This window comes from Cryobacterium sp. 10S3 (assembly GCF_034344045.1).
GTDB classification, from domain to species: Bacteria; Actinomycetota; Actinomycetes; order Actinomycetales; family Microbacteriaceae; genus Cryobacterium; species Cryobacterium glucosi.
The window spans coordinates 464,341-482,976 of sequence record NZ_CP133773.1 but is presented as its reverse complement, the minus strand read 5'-3'; the positions used below and the strand labels follow the sequence as shown (position 1 = coordinate 482,976).

General features: G+C 57.4%; 21 protein-coding genes. 4 read left to right on the top strand and 17 right to left on the bottom strand.

The genetic code is table 11. The features are described from left to right. Positions 1 to 13: 13 nt before the first annotated feature. Positions 14 to 2,044, top strand: coding sequence for a type IV secretory system conjugative DNA transfer family protein (locus RHM57_RS02200; RefSeq protein ID WP_322189540.1), 2,031 nt, complete (start codon positions 14 to 16; stop codon positions 2,042 to 2,044). 24 nt (positions 2,045 to 2,068) lie between these two features. Here the strand turns inward: RHM57_RS02200 and istB are convergent, their stop codons facing one another. Together istB and RHM57_RS02190 are read right to left on the bottom strand one after the other, a co-directional pair. After that, a complete protein-coding gene (gene istB, locus RHM57_RS02195) occupies positions 2,069 to 2,833 on the bottom strand; it encodes an IS21-like element helper ATPase IstB (RefSeq protein WP_322135186.1) in 765 nt (254 codons plus the stop codon). Beyond that, positions 2,830 to 3,951, bottom strand: a complete 1,122-nt coding sequence (locus RHM57_RS02190; RefSeq protein WP_322138562.1) for a Mu transposase domain-containing protein — start codon at positions 3,949 to 3,951, stop codon at positions 2,830 to 2,832. The genes istB and RHM57_RS02190 overlap by 4 nt, the downstream gene beginning before the upstream one ends. A 413-nt stretch (positions 3,952 to 4,364) precedes the next feature. On the opposite strand from RHM57_RS02190, the gene RHM57_RS02185 reads away from it, so the two are divergent. Together RHM57_RS02185 and RHM57_RS02180 are read left to right on the top strand one after the other, a co-directional pair. Beyond that, positions 4,365 to 4,637, top strand: a complete 273-nt coding sequence (locus RHM57_RS02185; RefSeq protein ID WP_322189539.1) for a hypothetical protein — start codon at positions 4,365 to 4,367, stop codon at positions 4,635 to 4,637. An 11-nt stretch (positions 4,638 to 4,648) separates the two neighbouring features. Next, positions 4,649 to 4,903 carry a hypothetical protein gene (locus RHM57_RS02180; RefSeq protein WP_322189538.1) on the top strand — a complete coding sequence of 85 codons (255 nt, stop codon included), beginning with the start codon at positions 4,649 to 4,651 and terminating at the stop codon, positions 4,901 to 4,903. A 60-nt stretch (positions 4,904 to 4,963) separates the two neighbouring features. Here RHM57_RS02180 and RHM57_RS02175 read toward each other — a convergent pair whose 3' ends face one another. From RHM57_RS02175 to istA (RHM57_RS02150), 6 genes are all read right to left on the bottom strand, one after another. Beyond that, on the bottom strand, positions 4,964 to 5,305 hold the full coding sequence (locus RHM57_RS02175; RefSeq protein WP_322189537.1) for an Lsr2 family protein: 342 nt from the start codon (positions 5,303 to 5,305) through the stop codon (positions 4,964 to 4,966). Positions 5,306 to 5,410: 105 nt separating this feature from the next. After that, positions 5,411 to 5,662 carry a hypothetical protein gene (locus tag RHM57_RS02170; protein ID WP_322189536.1) on the bottom strand — a complete coding sequence of 84 codons (252 nt, stop codon included), beginning with the start codon at positions 5,660 to 5,662 and terminating at the stop codon, positions 5,411 to 5,413. Next, on the bottom strand, positions 5,659 to 6,177 hold the full coding sequence (locus RHM57_RS02165; protein ID WP_322189535.1) for a hypothetical protein: 519 nt from the start codon (positions 6,175 to 6,177) through the stop codon (positions 5,659 to 5,661). The genes RHM57_RS02170 and RHM57_RS02165 overlap by 4 nt, the downstream gene beginning before the upstream one ends. Beyond that, positions 6,174 to 6,509 (bottom strand): hypothetical protein, encoded by a 336-nt coding sequence (locus RHM57_RS02160; protein ID WP_322189534.1) that lies wholly within the window; start codon positions 6,507 to 6,509, stop codon positions 6,174 to 6,176. The genes RHM57_RS02165 and RHM57_RS02160 overlap by 4 nt, the downstream gene beginning before the upstream one ends. 84 nt (positions 6,510 to 6,593) lie before the next feature. Further along, positions 6,594 to 7,364, bottom strand: a complete 771-nt coding sequence (locus RHM57_RS02155) for an ATP-binding protein (RefSeq protein ID WP_322137582.1) — start codon at positions 7,362 to 7,364, stop codon at positions 6,594 to 6,596. Continuing rightward, a complete protein-coding gene (gene istA / locus RHM57_RS02150) occupies positions 7,361 to 8,953 on the bottom strand; it encodes an IS21 family transposase (protein WP_322138239.1) in 1,593 nt (530 codons plus the stop codon). The genes RHM57_RS02155 and istA (RHM57_RS02150) overlap by 4 nt, the downstream gene beginning before the upstream one ends. A 270-nt stretch (positions 8,954 to 9,223) precedes the next feature. Between istA (RHM57_RS02150) and RHM57_RS02145 the strand changes: the two genes are divergently transcribed. Continuing rightward, a protein-coding gene (locus tag RHM57_RS02145) for an IS3 family transposase (protein WP_322189242.1) occupies positions 9,224 to 10,515 on the top strand; the annotation gives its coding sequence in 2 pieces (ribosomal slippage) (positions 9,224 to 9,494 and positions 9,494 to 10,515; 1,293 coding nt in all). Between the two features lie 13 nt (positions 10,516 to 10,528). On the opposite strand, the gene RHM57_RS02140 is transcribed toward RHM57_RS02145, so the two are convergent. From RHM57_RS02140 to istA (RHM57_RS02100), 9 genes are all read right to left on the bottom strand, one after another. Beyond that, entirely contained in the window at positions 10,529 to 11,083 is a 555-nt protein-coding gene (locus RHM57_RS02140) for a hypothetical protein (RefSeq protein ID WP_322189533.1), read from the bottom strand. Further along, on the bottom strand, positions 11,083 to 11,412 hold the full coding sequence (locus RHM57_RS02135; RefSeq protein WP_322189532.1) for a hypothetical protein: 330 nt from the start codon (positions 11,410 to 11,412) through the stop codon (positions 11,083 to 11,085). Before RHM57_RS02135 ends, RHM57_RS02140 begins: the two co-directional genes overlap by 1 nt. 86 nt (positions 11,413 to 11,498) lie before the next feature. Beyond that, entirely contained in the window at positions 11,499 to 12,794 is a 1,296-nt protein-coding gene (locus tag RHM57_RS02130) for a hypothetical protein (RefSeq protein WP_322189531.1), read from the bottom strand. Between the two features lie 69 nt (positions 12,795 to 12,863). Then, on the bottom strand, positions 12,864 to 13,313 hold the full coding sequence (locus tag RHM57_RS02125; RefSeq protein WP_322189530.1) for a hypothetical protein: 450 nt from the start codon (positions 13,311 to 13,313) through the stop codon (positions 12,864 to 12,866). Between the two features lie 457 nt (positions 13,314 to 13,770). Beyond that, positions 13,771 to 14,175 (bottom strand): hypothetical protein, encoded by a 405-nt coding sequence (locus RHM57_RS02120; RefSeq protein WP_322189529.1) that lies wholly within the window; start codon positions 14,173 to 14,175, stop codon positions 13,771 to 13,773. Between the two features lie 16 nt (positions 14,176 to 14,191). Further along, entirely contained in the window at positions 14,192 to 15,340 is a 1,149-nt protein-coding gene (locus RHM57_RS02115; protein ID WP_322189528.1) for a hypothetical protein, read from the bottom strand. After that, positions 15,341 to 16,015, bottom strand: a complete 675-nt coding sequence (locus RHM57_RS02110) for a phage distal tail protein (protein ID WP_322189527.1) — start codon at positions 16,013 to 16,015, stop codon at positions 15,341 to 15,343. A gap of 126 nt (positions 16,016 to 16,141) precedes the next feature. Beyond that, positions 16,142 to 16,891: an ATP-binding protein gene (locus RHM57_RS02105; protein ID WP_322188740.1), complete on the bottom strand. Its 750-nt coding sequence runs from the start codon at positions 16,889 to 16,891 to the stop codon at positions 16,142 to 16,144. Continuing rightward, complete coding sequence (istA, locus tag RHM57_RS02100; RefSeq protein WP_322188742.1) at positions 16,888 to 18,438, bottom strand: IS21 family transposase; 1,551 nt, start codon at positions 18,436 to 18,438, stop codon at positions 16,888 to 16,890. Before istA (RHM57_RS02100) ends, RHM57_RS02105 begins: the two co-directional genes overlap by 4 nt. Positions 18,439 to 18,636 lie beyond the last annotated feature (198 nt).

The following is an 18,636-nucleotide window of genomic DNA, read 5'->3' as shown; positions in this document are numbered from 1 at the left end:
GCGGGTAGCAGCAATGGAAAACCAGTACCAAATTGACTCATCCCGGAAGACATTCCGAATCATCTTTCCCGCTGACCTCACTGAAGAACGCGTGAGGGCTTTCTTGCGTGCAATCAGCGGCAGCTTGTGGGCGCGGCAGAGGATGTTTGGACTCAAGACGCCGCTTGTCTCATCTATCGTATTTGAGACATGGGCTGACGATCAGGGTTTCGTTCATCGTCTGCTGGTCCCCTCTGCAAAGGCTGTCTTCCTGATTGAGCAGCTTGAGAACTTGATCCCCGGTGTCACTGTCGAAGAAGACACTGACCGACCTGAACTCGAGTGGCAGCTTGTTACCGAGATCGGGATGAACAACCCCACACGCACTTTGAACATCACCAAGGGCGGTGACTTCGCGTCCTCCTTATTGACGAGCATTCAGTCACTGGAAGAGGGGCAGGTGGCACTTGTCCAATGGGTCGTCACACCGAAGCCCCGAGAAGAGATGCCGGCAGTTGGACAGGCAGCAATGTCTCATGAGTTCCACATCAGTCGTTCTCTCATGGGGAAGCTAGACGCCAATGCGGCCGAGATTGAAGATCGCCGCAGGAAGCTGGAAACTCCGAACTTCTACGCGGTGGGCAGGGTAGCAATTAGCAGCAAGCCCCAAGCCGCCGAGCAGATCACGAACAAGGTCTTGAACTCGATGTCTCAGACGTCGACCTACGTGAACCGACTTATCAAGATCACCGACACTGGGGCAGCAATGCGGGCAACTCAAGCAAGTACCCCAAAGAGGTTTCCAGCCCAGTTCAACATCAACGAGCTCTCATCCATCATCACCTGGCCGATTGACTCCCCTTATGTGCCGGGTCTCCCCCAGAGCCGCACGCGCTACATGCACGTCAACAACAGCGTCCCCGCTAATGGGAAGGGAACGACCGTCATCGGTGCATCGAACGCAAAGAGCAAGAGGGACATCGGCATCAACACGATCGATCGCTTGAAGCACGTCCATATCCTCGGACCGACTGAGAGCGGTAAAACGAGCTGGATGGCGTGCGTGGTTGAACAGGACATGAAGGACGGCCTAGGTGTCGTACTTATTGAAACGAAGCGTGACCTCTTCCTAGCTGCGCTTGAACGTGTGCCAGAAGAACGCAAGAAGGATGTTATTATCTGGGATCTTGCCGACTCTGAATACCCCATCGGTTTCAACATCTTGGATCAGTGGCGTTCATCATCAGCCATTGACGAGTTGATCCAGCTCATCTCGACCATGTACCCGGAGACAGTTACAGCGCCTGCTGTTCTGTACCACGGTCTGCACGCTCTTGCTGAACTAGATGGAGCGACCTTGATCGACCTTCCTGCGCTCCTGGTTCCGACCACGCCTGAAGAGACCCAGTGGCGGATTGATCTAGTAGGGAAGATCAAGAACCCGGAAATCAAGGCTTACTGGGTTGCATACCTAAAGAACGACCCGAAGAAACAGGACTCCGAGAGCGCGGCATTACGCCGTCGTCTGTGGCAGTTCACGTCACGGCCTGAAATCCGGAACAGTCTCGGACAATCAAAGTCGAGCTTCCAAATGAGTGATGTTGTACGTGACGGCAAGCTGCTCTTCATCAACTTGAACGGTGTGGTCATCGGTCAGTCCGCGGCAAACATCATGGGAACTCTTCTACTAGGTGAACTCTGGAAAGCCGTTCGTGAGGTGCCCCATGAGCGCCCTGTGATGCTGTTTATGGATGAGTTCCAGAACTTCATCGCGCACAGTGAAAGCCTCAAGGAGATGTTCGCTCAAGCGCGTTCTTTTGGCCTTGGTATGGTAGTAGCCAACCAACACCTAAAGCAATTGCGACCTGATGTAATCGACGCGCTTGCCAACGCCAGGTCAAAGATCGTCTTCCAAACGACGGCTGAAGATGCACGCCGTATGGCTGCTGAGCTGGGCGGGAAGGTGAGGCAAGAGGACCTCATGAACCTACAAAGGCGGGAAGCGATCGCAAAGGTTGCGACTGTGTTAACGCCAACCGAAAATAGGGCCACTTCTGCCAACTGAAAACAGGGCCACTCTCGTGTGGTTCTAGTGTGCCGTAGTCGCGGTGGGTTGGTGTTGCTTGAGCCGGTAGCTGTTGCCTTTGAGGCTGATCACGTCGGCGTGGTGAACGATGCGGTCGATCATCGCGGAGGCGATGGTGAGGTCGCCGAACACGTCGCCCCAGCGGGCGAAGGGCAGGTTGCTCGTCATGATCAGTGAGGCGTGTTCGTAGCGAGATGACACGAGTTGGAAGAACAGGTTCGCGGCGTCCTGGTCGAAGGGGATGTAGCCGACCTCATCGACGATCAGCAGGCTGTAACGGCGCAGCCTGATGAGTTCGGCGGCGAGTTTGCCTCGTGAGTGGGCTTCTTGGAGTCGAGTCACCCAGCCCGTCGCGGTGTCGAAGAGGACCCGGTGGCCGGCTTTGGCGGCCTTGATTCCAATGCCGACGGCGAGGTGTGTTTTCCCGGTTCCGGGAGGCCCGAGGAGGACGACGTTCTTCGCTTCGGTGAGGAACACGCTCGTGCCCAGGTGCGCGATCAGGTTCCGGTCTGCGGAGGGCTGGTGGTCGAAGTTGAAGTCCTCGAGGGTTTTGTGACCCGGGAACCGGGCGGCCTTGATGCGGAGCGCTGCCCCGGAGGCTTCGCGTTCGGAGACCTCTTTGGAGAGCACTGCGGCGAGGTATTCCTCGTGGGACCAGCCCGCGTCGCGGGCCTGGTCGCCCAGGCGCCGGAAGGCTTCGCTGATCCGTGGGGCCCGCAGCGCGCGGGCGTAGTACTCGATCTGCGAGGCCGCTTCCGACCCGGTCATGACGCGACCGCCAACACGGTCGGGGTGGTGTCTAGGTCAACGCTGAAGAGTTCGTCGTAGCGGGCCAGTGAGGCCATCTCGACGACGGCAGTGACCGCGGGCCGGCGGGCGCGTTGGGCTTGGAACTGCGCGCGCAGCTCGGCCGCGCGGAGGACGTGCGCCGGATCGGTCACGGTCAGTTGCCGAGCCCATTTCCGGCGGTGCGCGGCGATGAGGACCCCGTCGTGGTGGACGGTGACGCGTTCCAGGCCCGCTGTCACGTCCACGACCCGGCCGATCATGGTCGGGTCGACGGAGTAGTCGTTGCTGAAAGCGCGAACGTAGTAATCCCGTGGGAGCCGGACGCTATTTCGGAACATCACTTCCGGCGCCAGCGGCGGCAGCCCGCGCATCGCCGCCCGGTCGATGCTGATCAGGTCCTGCGGGCGGCCTCTGCGTGACCGGGAGAGACGGTTGTTCGCGATGGGCAGCCACCCGGCCAACTGCTCATTGAAGTCGTCGGGCGAGGTGAACGCCCGGCCCGACATGAAGCGGCTGCGGAAGAACCGATTCATCCGCTCGACCATGCCCTTGGACTCGGGGTCACGGGCCTTGAGTAGCTTGATCTGGGTGCCGAGCGTACCGGCGAACGCGGCGGCGGGCTCGGTGAGTTTCCCGCGCCCGATGCCGGTCTCGTTGTCCCAGGTCAGCCGGGCGGGAACGGCCTCGGCCTCCTGCAGCAACGACCACATCCCGCCGAGCAGATCCGGCGTCGTCCGAGACGGCAACATGCGGGCCTGGATGAATCCGGAGAACGTCGAAGTCATCACCAGCACCGGCGGCGCAGCAGCCTGGTCATGGCCCAGCGGCAGGTCTTCGTGCGGGAACCAGAGATCACACTGGACCTGGAACCCGGGCGGGTGCACCAGCCGGTCCGCGGGGTCCGGCACCGCGTACTCCGGGCGCAGCTCGGCGATTTTGGCCCGGAACAGCGACGGAGACCCCGACCAGCCCACCCGTTCGGCCGCGGTCGCGGCCGGCATCGTCGGCGTTGCCGCAAGCAACACCCGCACCTGCGACGCAAACGCGTCGAAACTCGACCCGGTCGGCTCGCGCTTATACGTAGGCGACCTATCCACAGCCAACGCCCGATCCACCGTTCCCCGGGACACCCCGGCCAGCCGGGCTATCTCCCGTTTCGAATGCTTGCCCGTCGAATGCAGGTGGCGAATCTCTGCCCAATCATCCAATTTGATCACCTTCCATAATGGTTGGTGGCCCTATTTTCAGTTGGCGTTTCTGGCCCTGTTTTCGGTCGGCGTTAACAGACTGACTCTGGTGTCTCTCAGCCATTCACGATGCGTACCAAAGACCTATCTGCGCCGTCGTCTAATCCGCGTGAGATCCGAGATAAGTCACGCGCTCTGTACGCACATTCAAAGGCATTCGTAGTCGCACAAATCAATGCTCGTCGAGCACCTGGCGATGGCACGACGAAGACCAGCAAGCGTCCATCTATCGGCTACAGCAAGATGAAAGAGTGGGATAAGTAATGAGCGGAATTATCGAAGCTTCAGCAGCCGCAGTTGAGCATCGTCTAAGCGAGCTTGAATCCCAATATGACCTGATCCGTAGGAACATCGAGACGATCCGCGAAGAGGCTAGTCACTACGTTCTGTATAAGGATGCTCACCCAGATGAGCATCCGTTTACCCATCTTCTAGACAACGCTGAGAGCGACCTAGAACGGGCTGACTTTCACATGAGCGAAGTCATCAGGTACATCGAGAGTGCGAGCTACTTTGCACTGCGTCTGAACGGATAGGGGGTACGGCAATGAGTGAGCAGTGGGCACCACCCGAGCAGATCGCTTTGATCGTGCGACGCACTAACCAATGGCTTGACGATGCGACATACAATGCGGAATCAATTCTGTCGAGCCTGCGAGAGATCCGCTCTACAACAGACTCTGCCCTCGGCAGCATGGTCCCCGTCGATGATGTCTCCGGTTGGGAAGAGACAAGCGACGAAGTGAAAGACATCGCCATCATCATTGAGCAGGTGAAGTCGCAGCTGGTTGACCTCACGTAGTAATAACAAAAGAGAACGTCCGCGAAATATCGCGGACGTTCTCTTTTAGCGTGTAGCTACTTACTTGTTCGCCCGGTACTTCTCCATGAGCGGTGCAGCAATCCTGCCTCTATCACTCACGGTCTCGCCATTGGAACGAAGCCATTCACGGGCAGCAGCAAGCTCAGCAGGATCGTTCTTACTGGCAGAAGTACGGGTAGCAGTACCGCGCCCAGTCTTACGAGCAACAGCCAGGTACGGCTTGAGAGCATCGCGGAGTTTCTTTGCGTTGACGTCGCTTAGGTCAATCTCATAAGCAACTGCATCAAAGGTGAAGTTGATCGTCTCGGCCTTGCCTTCATCAACAGGCTTGCCATCGAGGTCGTCAATGATTGTTGTCGTCGTAACTGTTTTCTGTGCCATGACGACATACTAGCCATGAATAAAGGCTCCTGACAATCGCCAGAAGCCTTAGACGTATGAATTAGTGTCTTTTCGTTTAGAACGCGCCACAACGCGAGCTAGGCACTAATTAGAAGACTTTTGAACACGTTGCTCAAAGTAGTTCCACGCAAATGCGACTAAGCCTGATGGAAGGCCAGCTGTCACAAGTAGTGGCACGATGTTCGATGAGATGTACTGAATGGTTGCTGCTGGTACGCCAGGTACAGCCCAAATGAAAACGATGTAGCCGAGTACGATGCCGACGATGGCTTGAACTGCGGTACGGATTCCCTTTACGAGTGGTGAGTGAGTTGTTGTTGTTGTTAGTGTTGTCATTTGACCTCCTTCAAAGGTATGTAAGTGAATGAGTCCAATATCAGGTCTTGTGCTCCCCAAATTGGCGCTGTTACTGAATGGATGCCGACCAGCGAGTGGCGGTGATGCACATCGCAGAGCACCCAGAGATTGTCTTCTGAGTGGTCGATGAAGTCGAGCATTTCTTGTTGCGTGAACGGTTCTTCGTATTTGCCAGTGTGTTTGTTTTTGAGAGCTGGCCAGATGCGCTCATTGAACTTCGCTAGATCGATAGCGTTCTGAAGTGCCCATTCAATGACGTGATGGTGAGTCTCCATCGCTCGTGCGCCGACCTTGTTGTGCTCAGGGTCTTGCAGCGTTGAGTTCCTAACACCGCAGATGAGACACGGTAAGTCCAGCTCTTTGACCAGGTGCTTGTGCGCCTTTGCGTATGCTGAGCTCTCTTTGCGTGCATCGTGTGCAGGATAGAAGACTTCTTCCTTGAGCATTCGATCTACTGCGTGGATGCCTGAGATAGCACTCTTCTTAGCCATCATTTCTGCACCTTGAACACGCTGACAAGCCAGTCGATCAATGTTTGTTTTACAGGGGGAGTTATCGAGGGAGCTTGGACTATTGGGTTTGTGGGTTCTGGCTTGTCAGCTTGAGCCTTGAGAGTCGAAAGCTGGGTAGAGAGGTCAGCAATTCTTGTCTCGTCATCGGTGATTGTCTTGCTGGCCGTATCAAGCTTTGCGTTGGTGTCTGCGAGGTTCGTAGCAAGTCCAGCGTCTTTCAGCTGTTCGTCACCAAGTTTGGTTTGCAGGTCGGTGATCTGTCCTTGCCAGTTGTCATTCTTGGCGGTGCGTCCCCAATTGGCGCGTCGCCTCATCGGGTAGCGCTGTTCTGATAACCCGGTAGCGCTCTTCTGCCTAAGTGGTAGCGGCCCGGACTGTCTGCCCGGGCCGCTGCGGTTTCACTCCCAGTAGGTGTCGTGGCTGCGGGTTTGTTCGTTGCGGTGCCTGCGCATGTCAATCTGGCCCAGGTTGATGATCCGGGCGTGGTTCGCGAGGCGGTTCACGATCGAGTCCGCCGCGACCCGGTCGGGGAGTTCGGCGACCCAGTGCGCGGGTCCGGTTTGTGAGGCGATCATCGTCGGCAACCGGTGTTCTCGGTTCGCGAGCACCGCGAACAAGTCGCTGGCGGCGTCGCTGTCGATGCCGACGGTGAGGAAGTCATCGATGATGAGTAGGTCGATGTTGGACAGCTCGTTCAGCAGCTTCTGGTGCGCGATGCCATTGCCGCGGGCGATGACGAGCCGTCGGGCGAGGTCGTCCATCCGGAAGTAGGCGACCGTGTGCTCGCTCTGGCTGGCGCTGATCCCGAGCGCGCAGGCGAGGTAGGTTTTCCCGCCTCCGCTGGGCGAGATGATGAGCAGGTTCGTCGAATCCGCCCGCCACTGATGGGTGGCATAGCGGCGCATCCGAACGGGGGTGATGCCGCGCCCGTCGCGGTAGTCGACTTCCGCAATCGTGGCTCCGGGAATCGGAAGCTGTGCCTGGCGGATCAGGCGCTCGACCTTGTTCACCCGCCGGGATTCCAACGCGTCGTCGACGGCGGTGAGGAACAGCTGCTCCGGGGTGAGGGTGTCGTTGGCCTCGTCCTGGATGAGTTCCTCCAGCCGGGTCGCAACATGGGTGACCCGCAGGGCGCGGAACTTGTCGTAGTCGATGCTCGTGAAGGTCATCGCCCGGTCCCTTCGCCGATCTCGTAGTGGGAGGCGTCGCGAACATAGACGTCGGGTCCGGTGTCCCGGAAGACGACGGTGCTGCCGCGCTTGCGGGTCGAGGCCGCCGGGATCAACGGCTTGGGTTTCTTCGCGTCGCTGTCGATCGTGGCCATGAGGTGTTTCAGCGTCGTGTAGGTGGGGTGCCCGTGACGGTTCAGCAGCTCCTGGCAGGCGGCGTCCAGCCGTTGCCGGTTGTTCTTGCCGAGCCCGTCGAGAATGTTCTGGCAGGCCAGATACCCTTGCGCCTCGATTGCCTGGCTGTCGAGGATCTGCTCGATCACCGTGACCGTCGCCGGGCCGAAACTGCGGGCCCGATCGGTGAACCACCGCCTGGACCACAGCCCGTCGATATTGCGGTGCTGCGGCGGAACATGCTCCGGCAGGGTCGAGTACTGGCCTTTCCGGCCCGTCAACCGCGGGTGTTGGCAGAGGATGTCGTTCCCGTCGAACACTGTCACCGTCGAGGCGGTCAGCCTCACCCGCAACAGCTTGCCGGCCAACGCGAACGGCACCGAATACCGTTGGGTGTCGGCGGTGACGTGGTAGTTGCGGCCTGCCTTGAGCTCCTTCCACTGGACGTCCTCGAATGCCGCGTCCGGCAACGATCCCAGCAGCTTCCTCTCTTCGGCGTCGAACCTCTCCCACCGGGTCGAGCCGTCAGCGCGGCGGATATCGTGGTTGATCTCCCGCACCCGCTCAACGATCGCGTCGTTCAACTCGGCCAGAGTCGTGAAGACATCGTCCTCGAGATACCCGATGACGCGTTTGTTGACGACGTTCACCGCGTTCTCGGCCGACGCCTTGTCCCGGGGCTTCTTCACTCGGGCGGGGACGATCGCGCACTGGTAGTGGTCGGCGAGCTGTTGATAGCGGGCGTTCACGACCCGCTCCGCATCGCCGGGGTGGGACCGGTTTGTCGCCGTCGTCGGGTTGTCCGGCACGATGATCTGCGGCACCCCGCCGAAGAATGCGAATGCCTGAACGTGGGCGTCGAGCCAGGCCGGCGACTTCATATCGATGAACGCGCAGCAGAACATCAGCCCGGAGAACGGCAGCACCGCGACGAACAGCACCGCCTTCGTAGTCTCACCGGTGACCGCGTCGACCAGCTCGATGGTGTCGCCGGCCCAGTCCACCAGCATCGCCCGGCCCGGCTCGTGGTTCAGCACCGCGACCAAGTCGTGGCTGCGGACGTAGTCGGTGAACAGGGCGCAGAACTGCGAATAGCCATACTTCTTCCCGAGGTCCTTCGTGTCGACGTAGCGGCGCCAGGCCAACAACAGGGTGAAATGCCGGTTCGCTTTCATCGACGCCAGCACCCGAGACAGGTCGGGCTGGTCATATTCCTCGGACACTTTCCGGCGCCCGTCCGGGAACCACCCGGCCAGATCGGCGTCGCTGACTGAATCCGCCGCGGTGACGCCCCGCGCCTGGATTTCCTGGCTCACCCGGGCCACGGCGCGGTGCGAGCACCCCGCGATCTCCACCACGTCCCGATAACTGCGCCCCTCCAGCAACAACACCAGGATCTTTCGATAATCCGCCATGAACCAGCACTCCAAACGTGAAACGACAACACCCCATGTGTTGTCGTTTCACAGCAGAGCAGCACACCCGCGTCGAGCGCTACCTTGTCCCCGGAATCGCGCTACCGGATCGTCAGAACAGCGCTACCCGATAGGGCGACTCGCCACCCAATTAGCGAAGTCAACTTGTGCATCAGCTTCGGGGTTATCTTCCAGGGCTTCAACAAGACTAAGGAAGTCTGAACCGTCCCGGTTTTCCTGCCGCTTTCTTTCTGGTGAAAGGATTCGGATATGCCCAAGAAACACCCAACAGAGGTTCGCGAACGAGCGGTCCGTATGACCCTTGACCGTTTGAAGGATTACCCATCGATGTGGGCCGCGTGCCGCGACCTTGCACCGAAGCTCAATATCGGCGCGGAAACGCTCCGGAAGTGGGTCACCCAGGCCCAGGCCGATGCCGGCGAACGTAGCGGGCCCACAAGCGAAGAGCTCGAGGAAATCAAGCGCTTGAAGCGCGAGAACCGCGACCTTCGAGAAACGAACGACATCCTCAAAGCAGCCGCGTCTTTCTTCGCGAGGGAGCTCGACCCTCGCAACCGTCCATAGTCGCTTTCATCGTTCAGATGAAGGCGAATGGCCATGGAGTCGAGTTGACGTGTGGCGTCCTGCGCGAGCAGGGCGTTGCTGTCACTTCACGGTCATTTCGGGCATGGAAGACCCGCGCCGCCGCAGCGCGAGTTCAGAGCGACGCTGCCCTCGTCGATCGGCTCAAAGCGTTGAAGGCGCGAGATACCCAGGGCCGTCAGCAACCTGAGATTCTCTACGGTCGGCGGAAGATGACGGCGTGGCTGAACCGAGGCGAGTTCGCCGGCGTTTCCAAGCACACGGTCGACCGGTTGATGCGCCTCGAGGGCATGAATGGCCTCGTAAGGGGCCATAAGCCCCGGGAGTCGGCGTCGGCTGGCAAGGACTCACCGCGAGCTCCTGACTTGCTCAAACGTAACTTCAGTGCGCCCCGCCCTAACCATTCCTGGGTCACGGACTTCACCTACGTACCAACGTGGGGCGGCTTCGTCTACGTAGCTTTCGCAATCGACTTGTACTCCCGAGCGATCGTGGGCTGGCATGCGTCAACGGCCAAAGACACGCCGTTCGTGGAAGTCTGTTTGAACATGGCGCTCTGGCGTCGCGATCGCGCCGGCCACGCCGTGGGGCCCGGTTTGATACATCACAGCGATGCCGGATCTCAATACACATCGATTAAATTCACCGAGACTGTCGCTCTGGAAGGGCTCATCGCCTCGATCGGAACTATCGGTGACGCGTACGATAACGCGGCCGCGGAGACCGTCATGGGGCTCTACAAAAACGAGGCCGTGGCGAAGAACTCACCCTTCATGACGGGGCCGTTGAAGACTCTCGCGGACGTCGAGAAACTCACCTTCGATTGGTTGGATTGGTACAACAATCGGCGCCTGCACAGCGCGCTCGGGAACATGCCGCCCGAAGAATATGAACGCAACTACTACGCTGAAACAAACGGCCCGATAGATATCGAAGCCGCCAACAAAACGGCGGCATGAAAACCGGGACGGTTCAGTCTTTGCCAATCCAAGGCTCAAACTCGCCATCACCCATGGACCGGCCACGGATCATTTGAAAGCTCTTGTTTGCTCGCGCTCTGTAGTTATCTGCATCTTGAATGATTGCCACGTTGTCACCTCCTTGTGATGGTTGCGTTGTTGGTTGATCTTGACTGACTACTTGCACCGTGCCGACGTACTCACTCCAACCGAGATACGTGCATCCACCGTTGTACTTGGCATAGGTGTCGATTAGGTTCTGTAGGTTTGGGTGGATGAAGCCCTGGGCGTGTGTGCCGCCTTGCGTCGAGCTAGCAACAGAGCCATCATCTAGTGAGATCGCTACATGGCCAGCAGGAACATCGCCGAGTGAGAAATAGACCACAACGGTCTTGCCTGCGGGTGGCAGTTCGCCTGGGTGATTACCGCCGCCGTAGTTGTCATTCCAGGCATCAATGGCGCTTGAGTATGGGTGGTCAGTTCCAAAGGCATCCTGTACGAACTTGAGACACCAGCCACCGACGTAGGGAACTTGCCAATTAGCATCTCGTAGTTGGACCAAGCTCATTAATGGCTACCTATATGACCACCGCCAAGTAGGAATCCGATTAGGCCGATGATGAAGCCGATGACTGATTGCAGAGCCACAATCTTTGCCCAGATATTCGATAGCTTCAATTCAATGTCTGTTATTCTCGCCACGTTTGAGCCTTGCACTGTTGCGAGAGAAGTTATTTGACTAATTAAGCTATCCGTCTTATCGTTGACAACTTTTGTTATTTTCGCGCCGTTATTCTCAACTGCTTTATCAATGCGTTCAAAAATGACCTGGTTATTTTCAAGAAGAGCAATCTTAATTACGTTGTTATCGACTTGAGTATGAGGTGAGTTATCCACCTAAAGGCTCTCCATCATCGTGCATCCAAAGCAATAAGCCTTTGCGGGCGCTTCCATTTTGTCTTGAGACTTATTAGCTGCCATTACTACTCGTTCTCCACAGACATGAACGGCATAGTATTAACAGTAATGGTTTGACCAGCGCCTGAGAATAGCGCTACTGACAGTTTGTATACGTGTACGCCTGGCGTTGGTGAAATATAGGCAACTACACTCGCTGTTCCAGGTATGGTCACAGTTGGGTATTGTGTGTTATCAAGCCTGACAATTGCGGCACCTTCTTTGATAGATAGTTCAACGTAATTTCCAGCGGCGTTGGTGAACATTGGCACCCGCCCCTCAATTTTTATCTTCTTACCATTCGATATAACTGTTGTCGTCAGTCCAGTGAGATCAGCTGACGATATGCCGCCTTGGACAGTTGTAGTGTACGCATAACCCAAATGCCGCTGGTTAGCTTGTGGGTAGATGAGAAACCCATTGGTGTCAGAGACGGTCAGGATGCGTGAGGTAACTACAGGCGCTGTTGCCGTCAGTTGGCCCGTGTTTATAGTTGTGATTGCGCTACCACTTGTAACAATAATCGCTAGCCACAAAGAGTTGGTAGGCAGTGTAGGTGAAACCGCGTTGTTAGCGACGGCTGAGTAGCCGACTGTGCCAAACACGTTTACGTAAACATAGGTATCTTGTGATGCCGTAAAGGTGTTACTTGCGATTGTGGCTATGTTGACTGGGACCATCATGCCTGCAACATTGATGTACGCTAGGCCAGCGGTCATCGTTCCGCTCAGCCCCGAGCTAATAGACCAGACAGCGCCGTTGTCAACGTAGGACGAAGCACCGAGAGCCAGGCCGTTAGTTGAGGCCACGAATGTTCGCTTGTCAGCGATATTCGGAGTCGTAATCGTCGTCGCTGAAGCTGCAACTGCAATCTGCGCCAGGATGATGTACGGGTTAGCCGCACCAATAGCAGTCTGAATCTGGGCAGTCGTTGGGACCACAGGTGAACCGCTAGGCGTTCCGGCAACGGCAGCGAACTTGAGCAAATTGTTCGCGTTGTTGACTGGGGAGACGGCAGCTGTGACGCTCTTGTCGATGTAGGCCACGATGTAGTCAATGCGAGGTGAGGCCGCAGCAGTTGCGATAGTGACCGATTCACCAGCCGTTGTGTCGTGACTCACCATGTAGTAGTAGTCACTAGGAATGGTCCCCGTTGGAATACGTGCGCTTCCGATGTTGACCTTGATAGTCATGTTCGGAGTGCTATTAGGTACGACATCAAAGCCTTTGAACACTTGACCCGCAAAGGCTTCATTCAGAGCCTTGAGGGTTCCATATTCGTCTGAAGTTCCGCCGTTATAATTCGCTACGAGCTTTGCCAAGGTATTATCTCTGTTTAGTTTTGGTTATGCCCCCAATATAAAACATCAGGACTCATTTTCCTATGGCAATTAGACAACTGTCCAAGTTCCAGTATCAGTACCGTCAAAGATGAACTTGAGATAGACCGTTCGCGACGAACCGGAATAGTCCTGAGCGCATATCCTCCATCGACTGGCGTTACCGATAGGGGGAAGCTTCTGCACAAAGGAAATGTCACTGTAGGTTGAGTCAGCCCAGGGCGGCACGGCATTCGGCAACACCATAGGTTGATTGACTGTGTTGAACTGCATCATCTCGACAATCGCTGAGTTGTTAGGTGTTGCCGGTGTAAAGGTAACAACTAGAGTCCGCTTGGCATAGGCACCTAACGAGAATGAGTAGTCGTTTTGATTGCTGCTCTGCGTCAGGTAGCCAAAGAGACTGTCTCCACTGATGAGCTGCGTTCGCTTGAGCTCGTCAACGTCCGTCCGCAGCTGCTTCAAGTCTTCGATGATCTGAGGATGCTTTAGGCGAGTCATGAGACAGTGATCCCGCCATTGTCAGTCGATTGTACGAAGAACTTGAAGAAGCACGTCTCAGTTGCTGAGTCATTCATCGTTACCTTGAAGTCCCAGATCGTTGCCTTTGATCCAGTGGCCGGCGGTCGTTGGTGAATGTCGACTAGTGGGCACGTTGGCGCCGACGTAGATGACCCAGGATAGACCTCATTGCTCGTGCTGTTCATGAACACCTGGTAGATCAGACTGGTAATTGGGTACGTCTGGATTGCCCCGGTGAAGGTAACTGAGAACGTGACGACTTGTCCGTAGGTAGTCATGGTGAACGACTTGTCAGATGCATTGGCTGTCTGGTTGAGATAGGTCTTGAGCGCTGAGGTTGCGGTGTTTTGTACGGCACGCATCTCATTCACAGTGGTGCGCATGCTAGAGATAGTCGAAACCATCTGATTTTCAGGAGTGTTATCAATACGAGGATTCATAGCTTTGTGACCCGGATCGTTCCAGCGTCTACGCACTTTATCGAGAACTGCACGTAGAGATTGATTGCATTGGCATCATTAGCGACAGTGAACCTCCACTCGATTGTTTGAGGGAGTGAACCATCCGGCCAGAGGAATGTCTTCTCAAAGCCATCAGCACCAGTGATGGTCAGGTTGTAGGTGAGTTCCGCGTAGGGGTTGACCGTTTTATTGGGTGCAAAGACAACTCGGTATTGCTGCACGGCATACGCTGCAATTGCATCCCCGTTGATGTCCCAAGTACTACCAGTCACCGTTCGCTGCACAATAAGGCTCTCAGGACCAAATGATTGCCTACTTACTTTGATCTGGTTGATGTCATCCGCCAGGTCAGCAAGCCACGCACCCGGCACGTTCTGCACCTGACGGTCTAGCCGACTATTCACTCTGGTTGACTCCGTAGCTATCGAAGGTCAGCTTGATTGCACTCTCGAAGTCGTTCTCATCGATCGTGACGTCGATCTGCTCGATGCGGTACAGGCCGTTGATGTTGTCGAGCCACTTGTGAGTCATGACCTTGAGTGGGATGCGATCACCAACGCTCAGGAAAGTTGCTGGGATCTCCTTGCCTGTGATCGTGACGACAGGTAACTCTAGGATGTCCTTCTCAAGACTCAGCGCTGTTGATGTGTTCTGGTCAAGAGTTGGTTGCAATAGAACGCTGTTGAACTGCTGTATCTGCTCACGTAGGTAGTAGTTGAGTTGGCTCGCGTTATCCCCCGCAGTTGATGTGAGCTGGCTTGTGCCAAAGCCCGAGCCGATGCCATAGATCTTGTTGAACAGGTTGATAGCACTGCGATCAAGAGCGAAGCCGGCCACGTTGCCAAGTGCTCCCCCATAGATAAGGTTTATGTCCTGGCGACGAGCACCGATCTTGGCATACGTGCGGAATGCCTTAAGTGGGGAGAAGTCAAAGTCGAAAGGTGAGTCACTTAGAGCGGCCATCTCTTGGATCTTGTTCTTCACCTCATCAAGTTGGTACGTACGGTCACTCAGCTGCGTGGTGAGGTACTGAGACCCAGAGATGGTGATGCCGACGCTTCCATTTGTCTGCGCCTGCGTCGTTGTAATGAGGTCTGTGGCTATCGCGGTGCGTTCCGTGGCTGCATATGTCTTTGTTACGTAACGGTCCTTCAGGAGGTTTAGATAGCCCGTGGCTGTGATGCTGACTTTCTGGTCTTGAGTCGTAGCAGCTGCGCCGCCGCCTGACTCGCCAGCTCGTGACATGTCCTGTGCGAGGTCGAAATTCACATCGACTACTTGAGTACCAAAGAGATAGAGCCCATTGCGTTTCACTTTCACGTCGGTCACGTATGGTGCGATGAGTGTCTTTGGATCAATGCCGCCCAGGTTGTTCAGGCAATATTTCTCGAATGCATAGAGGTTGACATCGAAGGTCAGCGTCTCGGCTTCGTTTCGCTGCATCGTATAGCGGCGATTGAAACAGAAAGCGCTGATGTCAGCAATGCGCAGCCCGCTAGAACTCCACAATTCAATCTCATATCGGCGTGAGCTTCCGAGATCCACCTAGATGCCCCGGTAACCGCTTCTCCAAGAGATCACACCTGTAACAGTGTCGAGTGAGTTTCCCGTGGTTAGTTTGATCGAGTTTGATCCCGACAGCAGAGGGAACCAGCTGCTTGTCACCGTTACGTAGGTCAGGATTGGTCCGCCGTTGAGAAGGACTGTTCTATTGAGCATGTCGATGACAATCACATCGGTACCGGTTGTCGTGAGTCCTTGAATGCTGAAGAACTGACCCGTTGAGATGTTGGTAATCGTCGGGTTGGTAGCTGGACCCGTCAGGGTGATCATCGGGTAGGTAGCAAGATTGCCTGTATTTGTGATCGTCGTAGGCAGTCCACCTGGTGCCCAGACAACGGGAGTCCAGGCGATTGGCCAGGTCACTCCCCCGCCTGTTACTGGGACGAGAGATGCTGTTTGAAGGCCACCAGCTGAGTTGTCATAGATCGTTGGGTCCGGCGCGATTAGCGTGAGATTGAACGGTGCTTTAGTCGCTGAGCGATTGATCGGAATATCCAGCGCATCGAGATAGCAGTTGATGACGTACTGGTTACCTGCGTTGGTCGTAATGGTCAGGAGGATGCTGCCAGTTGATACCGCGGCCTCAAACGCTTGCCTGGTTGATTCAAGGAGTGCTGGGGTACCGAAGATGAAACCTGTCAGGGTTATGAGGCGCATCCCGTAGAACTGAGTGAGTATTCGAGTCTCTGAGCCCCACCCGATCGTGCGGTTGAGCCCCACTGGTCGTGCGGAAGAGCACCAGTGGTGGTGTGGCTCAGCACCACTGGTGCTCCCCGTCACGGATTACGCGGTTGCGAGGGCGGTTTGTTCCCTCATGTTGTAGGTGCCGGTGTCGACCCAGGTGGTGTTGTGGATGATGCGGTCCATGATGGCGTCGGCGTGGACGCTGGCGCCGAGGCGTTGGTGCCAGTCCTTCTGTTGATACTGGGTGCAGAACACTGTTGATGTCTCGCCGTAGCGGCGCTCCATCAGCTCCAGCAGCATTGTCCGCATCGATTCCGTCGGCTTATCGAGCAGCCACTCGTCGATGACCAGCAGCGTGAACGCGGCATATTTGCGGAGGAACTTGCCCGCCCCGCCCGGGGCGTCTTGCGCGGCGACCCAGGCTTCCTCGAGGTCGGGCATCCGGACGTAGTGAGCGCGGATTCGATGCTCGCAGGCCCGTTTGGCGATCGCGCATCCCAGATACGACTTCCCCGACCCGGTAAAGCCCTGGAAGACGACGTTCTGCTGCCGGGTGACGAACGAGCAGGTCCCGAGCTGGGTCAGCACCTGCCGGTTGAGGCCGCGCTCGTCGAGCAGGTCGATGCGCCGCAAATCCGCGTTCGGGTAACGCAGTCCCGCCCGCCGGATCAGCCCGTCAACCTTGGAATGCATGAAGCTCGAGTAGGCGTCGTCGACGACCAGCCGGACCCGTTCCTCGAAGGTCAGGCTGATCGAGAGAATCTCGTCCTGGAGGTCGATGGCCTCCAACAGCTCGCCGGCATTCATCTCGCGGAGCTTGCGTTTAGTCTCCCCGTCCAGCGCGCTCAACGGTTCCCTCCGGCGTAGTAAGCGCTGCCACGAACATAACCGCCATCGTCCGGTTCCGGTTCCGGAACTTGTCCGGTTTTGTCTTGCCCGGTGTCGAGGATCGGCCGCAAATGCGCGTAGCGCGGGGAGCGGACCGGCCCCCGCAGCGCGAGTGCGCAGGCGGCCTCGACCCGGGCCGGAGGGAACCGGCGCGACAGTTTCAGCACGGCCAGCGCGGCGTCGAAGCCGGCCTCGTCGATGAAGACGGTCTCGAAGATCTTGGCCGTCACGGTGACGGTTGCCGGCCCGATCCGCGCGGCCCATTCCTCGATCCGGGCTCGGTCCCAGGCCTGGAAGCTGCGCCCCTCGGGCAAGTCCGCATCGTTCGTCCGATACTGGTTCGTCGTCGTGACCGGCAGCAGCAAATGGCTGGCCAGACGCTCGTCGCGCCGATAGACCTCCAGCATCGTCTCGGTGACACGAAGGTCTACCAGCGCGCCGATGTGGCTGAAAGGGACGGAGTAGAAATTCTTGGCCCAGACCACGTGGGCGTTGGCGTTGACCTTTCGTTTATAGGACCACGTGCTGATCTCGAACGGTGCCGCTGGCAGCGCCTGCAACAGAGGTTTCTCCTCGGTGGTGAACACGCTGAGGCGGGACCCGACGCGTTTCTGGAACGGCTCCCGGTTGTAGGCATCCATCTGTTCCCGGATTCGCAGGCGCAGCTGTGCCAGCGACGTGAACGTCTCCTGCCGCAAACCCGCGATGACCCAGGTCGCGACATGGGAGACCGTGTTCTCAGTACTACTTTTGTCGCGCGGGTGCCGAACTCTGCCGGGGAGCACCGCGGCCGAGTAGTGCGCAGCCATCTCCCGGTAGGCATCGTTCAAAACGACCTCCCCTTCCTTCGGGTGGGAGATCACCCCTGTCTTCAAGTTGTCGGGCACCAGGCGTGGGACGCTGCCGCCGAAGAACGCGAACATTGCAGTGTGGGCGCGCAGCCACGACTCCTGCCGCATATCCAGGGTGGCTTCCACGAACGCATAGCGGCTGAACGGCAGGCACGCGACGAACAAATACACCTTCGACATCTCGCCCGACGTCGGATCGAGTAGTTGCATTGTGGGCCCGGACCAGTCGACCTCGATGCTGCGGCCGGCTTTGTGGCCGACCCGCGACGTCGCCCCCGAGACAGCGGCGTGCTCGCCATAGAGGCGGCAGAAGCGGTCGTAGCTCATCGTCGCCTGCGCCATCGATGAGGCGTCTACATACTCCTGGTGCAACAGCTTCAACGTCACCCCGACCCTGGCCAACTCCGTATGCACCCGCGCCCAGTCCGGCTGCGCGAAGACACTCTCGTGGACGCCGCGGCCGGGGAACAACGTCGAATACACCTTGGCCTCCGACAACTCGGCGACGTCGTCCCAGTCGAGCCCGAGCCGCTCTGCTGCATCGAGCACAGCTCGAATGCTGTGCCGGGACATTCCCTGGGCGGACTCGATAGCCCGTCGCGACAAGCCCTGATTACGCAGCTGCAGGATCTGCTTCGCTTTGATCTTCCGTACCATTGCCGGTACTCCTTCCACCGTGTGGCGCTCACACGGTGGAAGGAGCTTTTCAGGTGGGGCTCAACCACGCCGGTAGTGGGGCTGAACGATACAAATCACGCATCTGAACAGTGGGGCTCACTCGCACCACAGGTGGTGCCCATCGAAGCCAATATTCACTGAGCACCTACATAGCCACCATCTCGGCCGCTGTAGGTT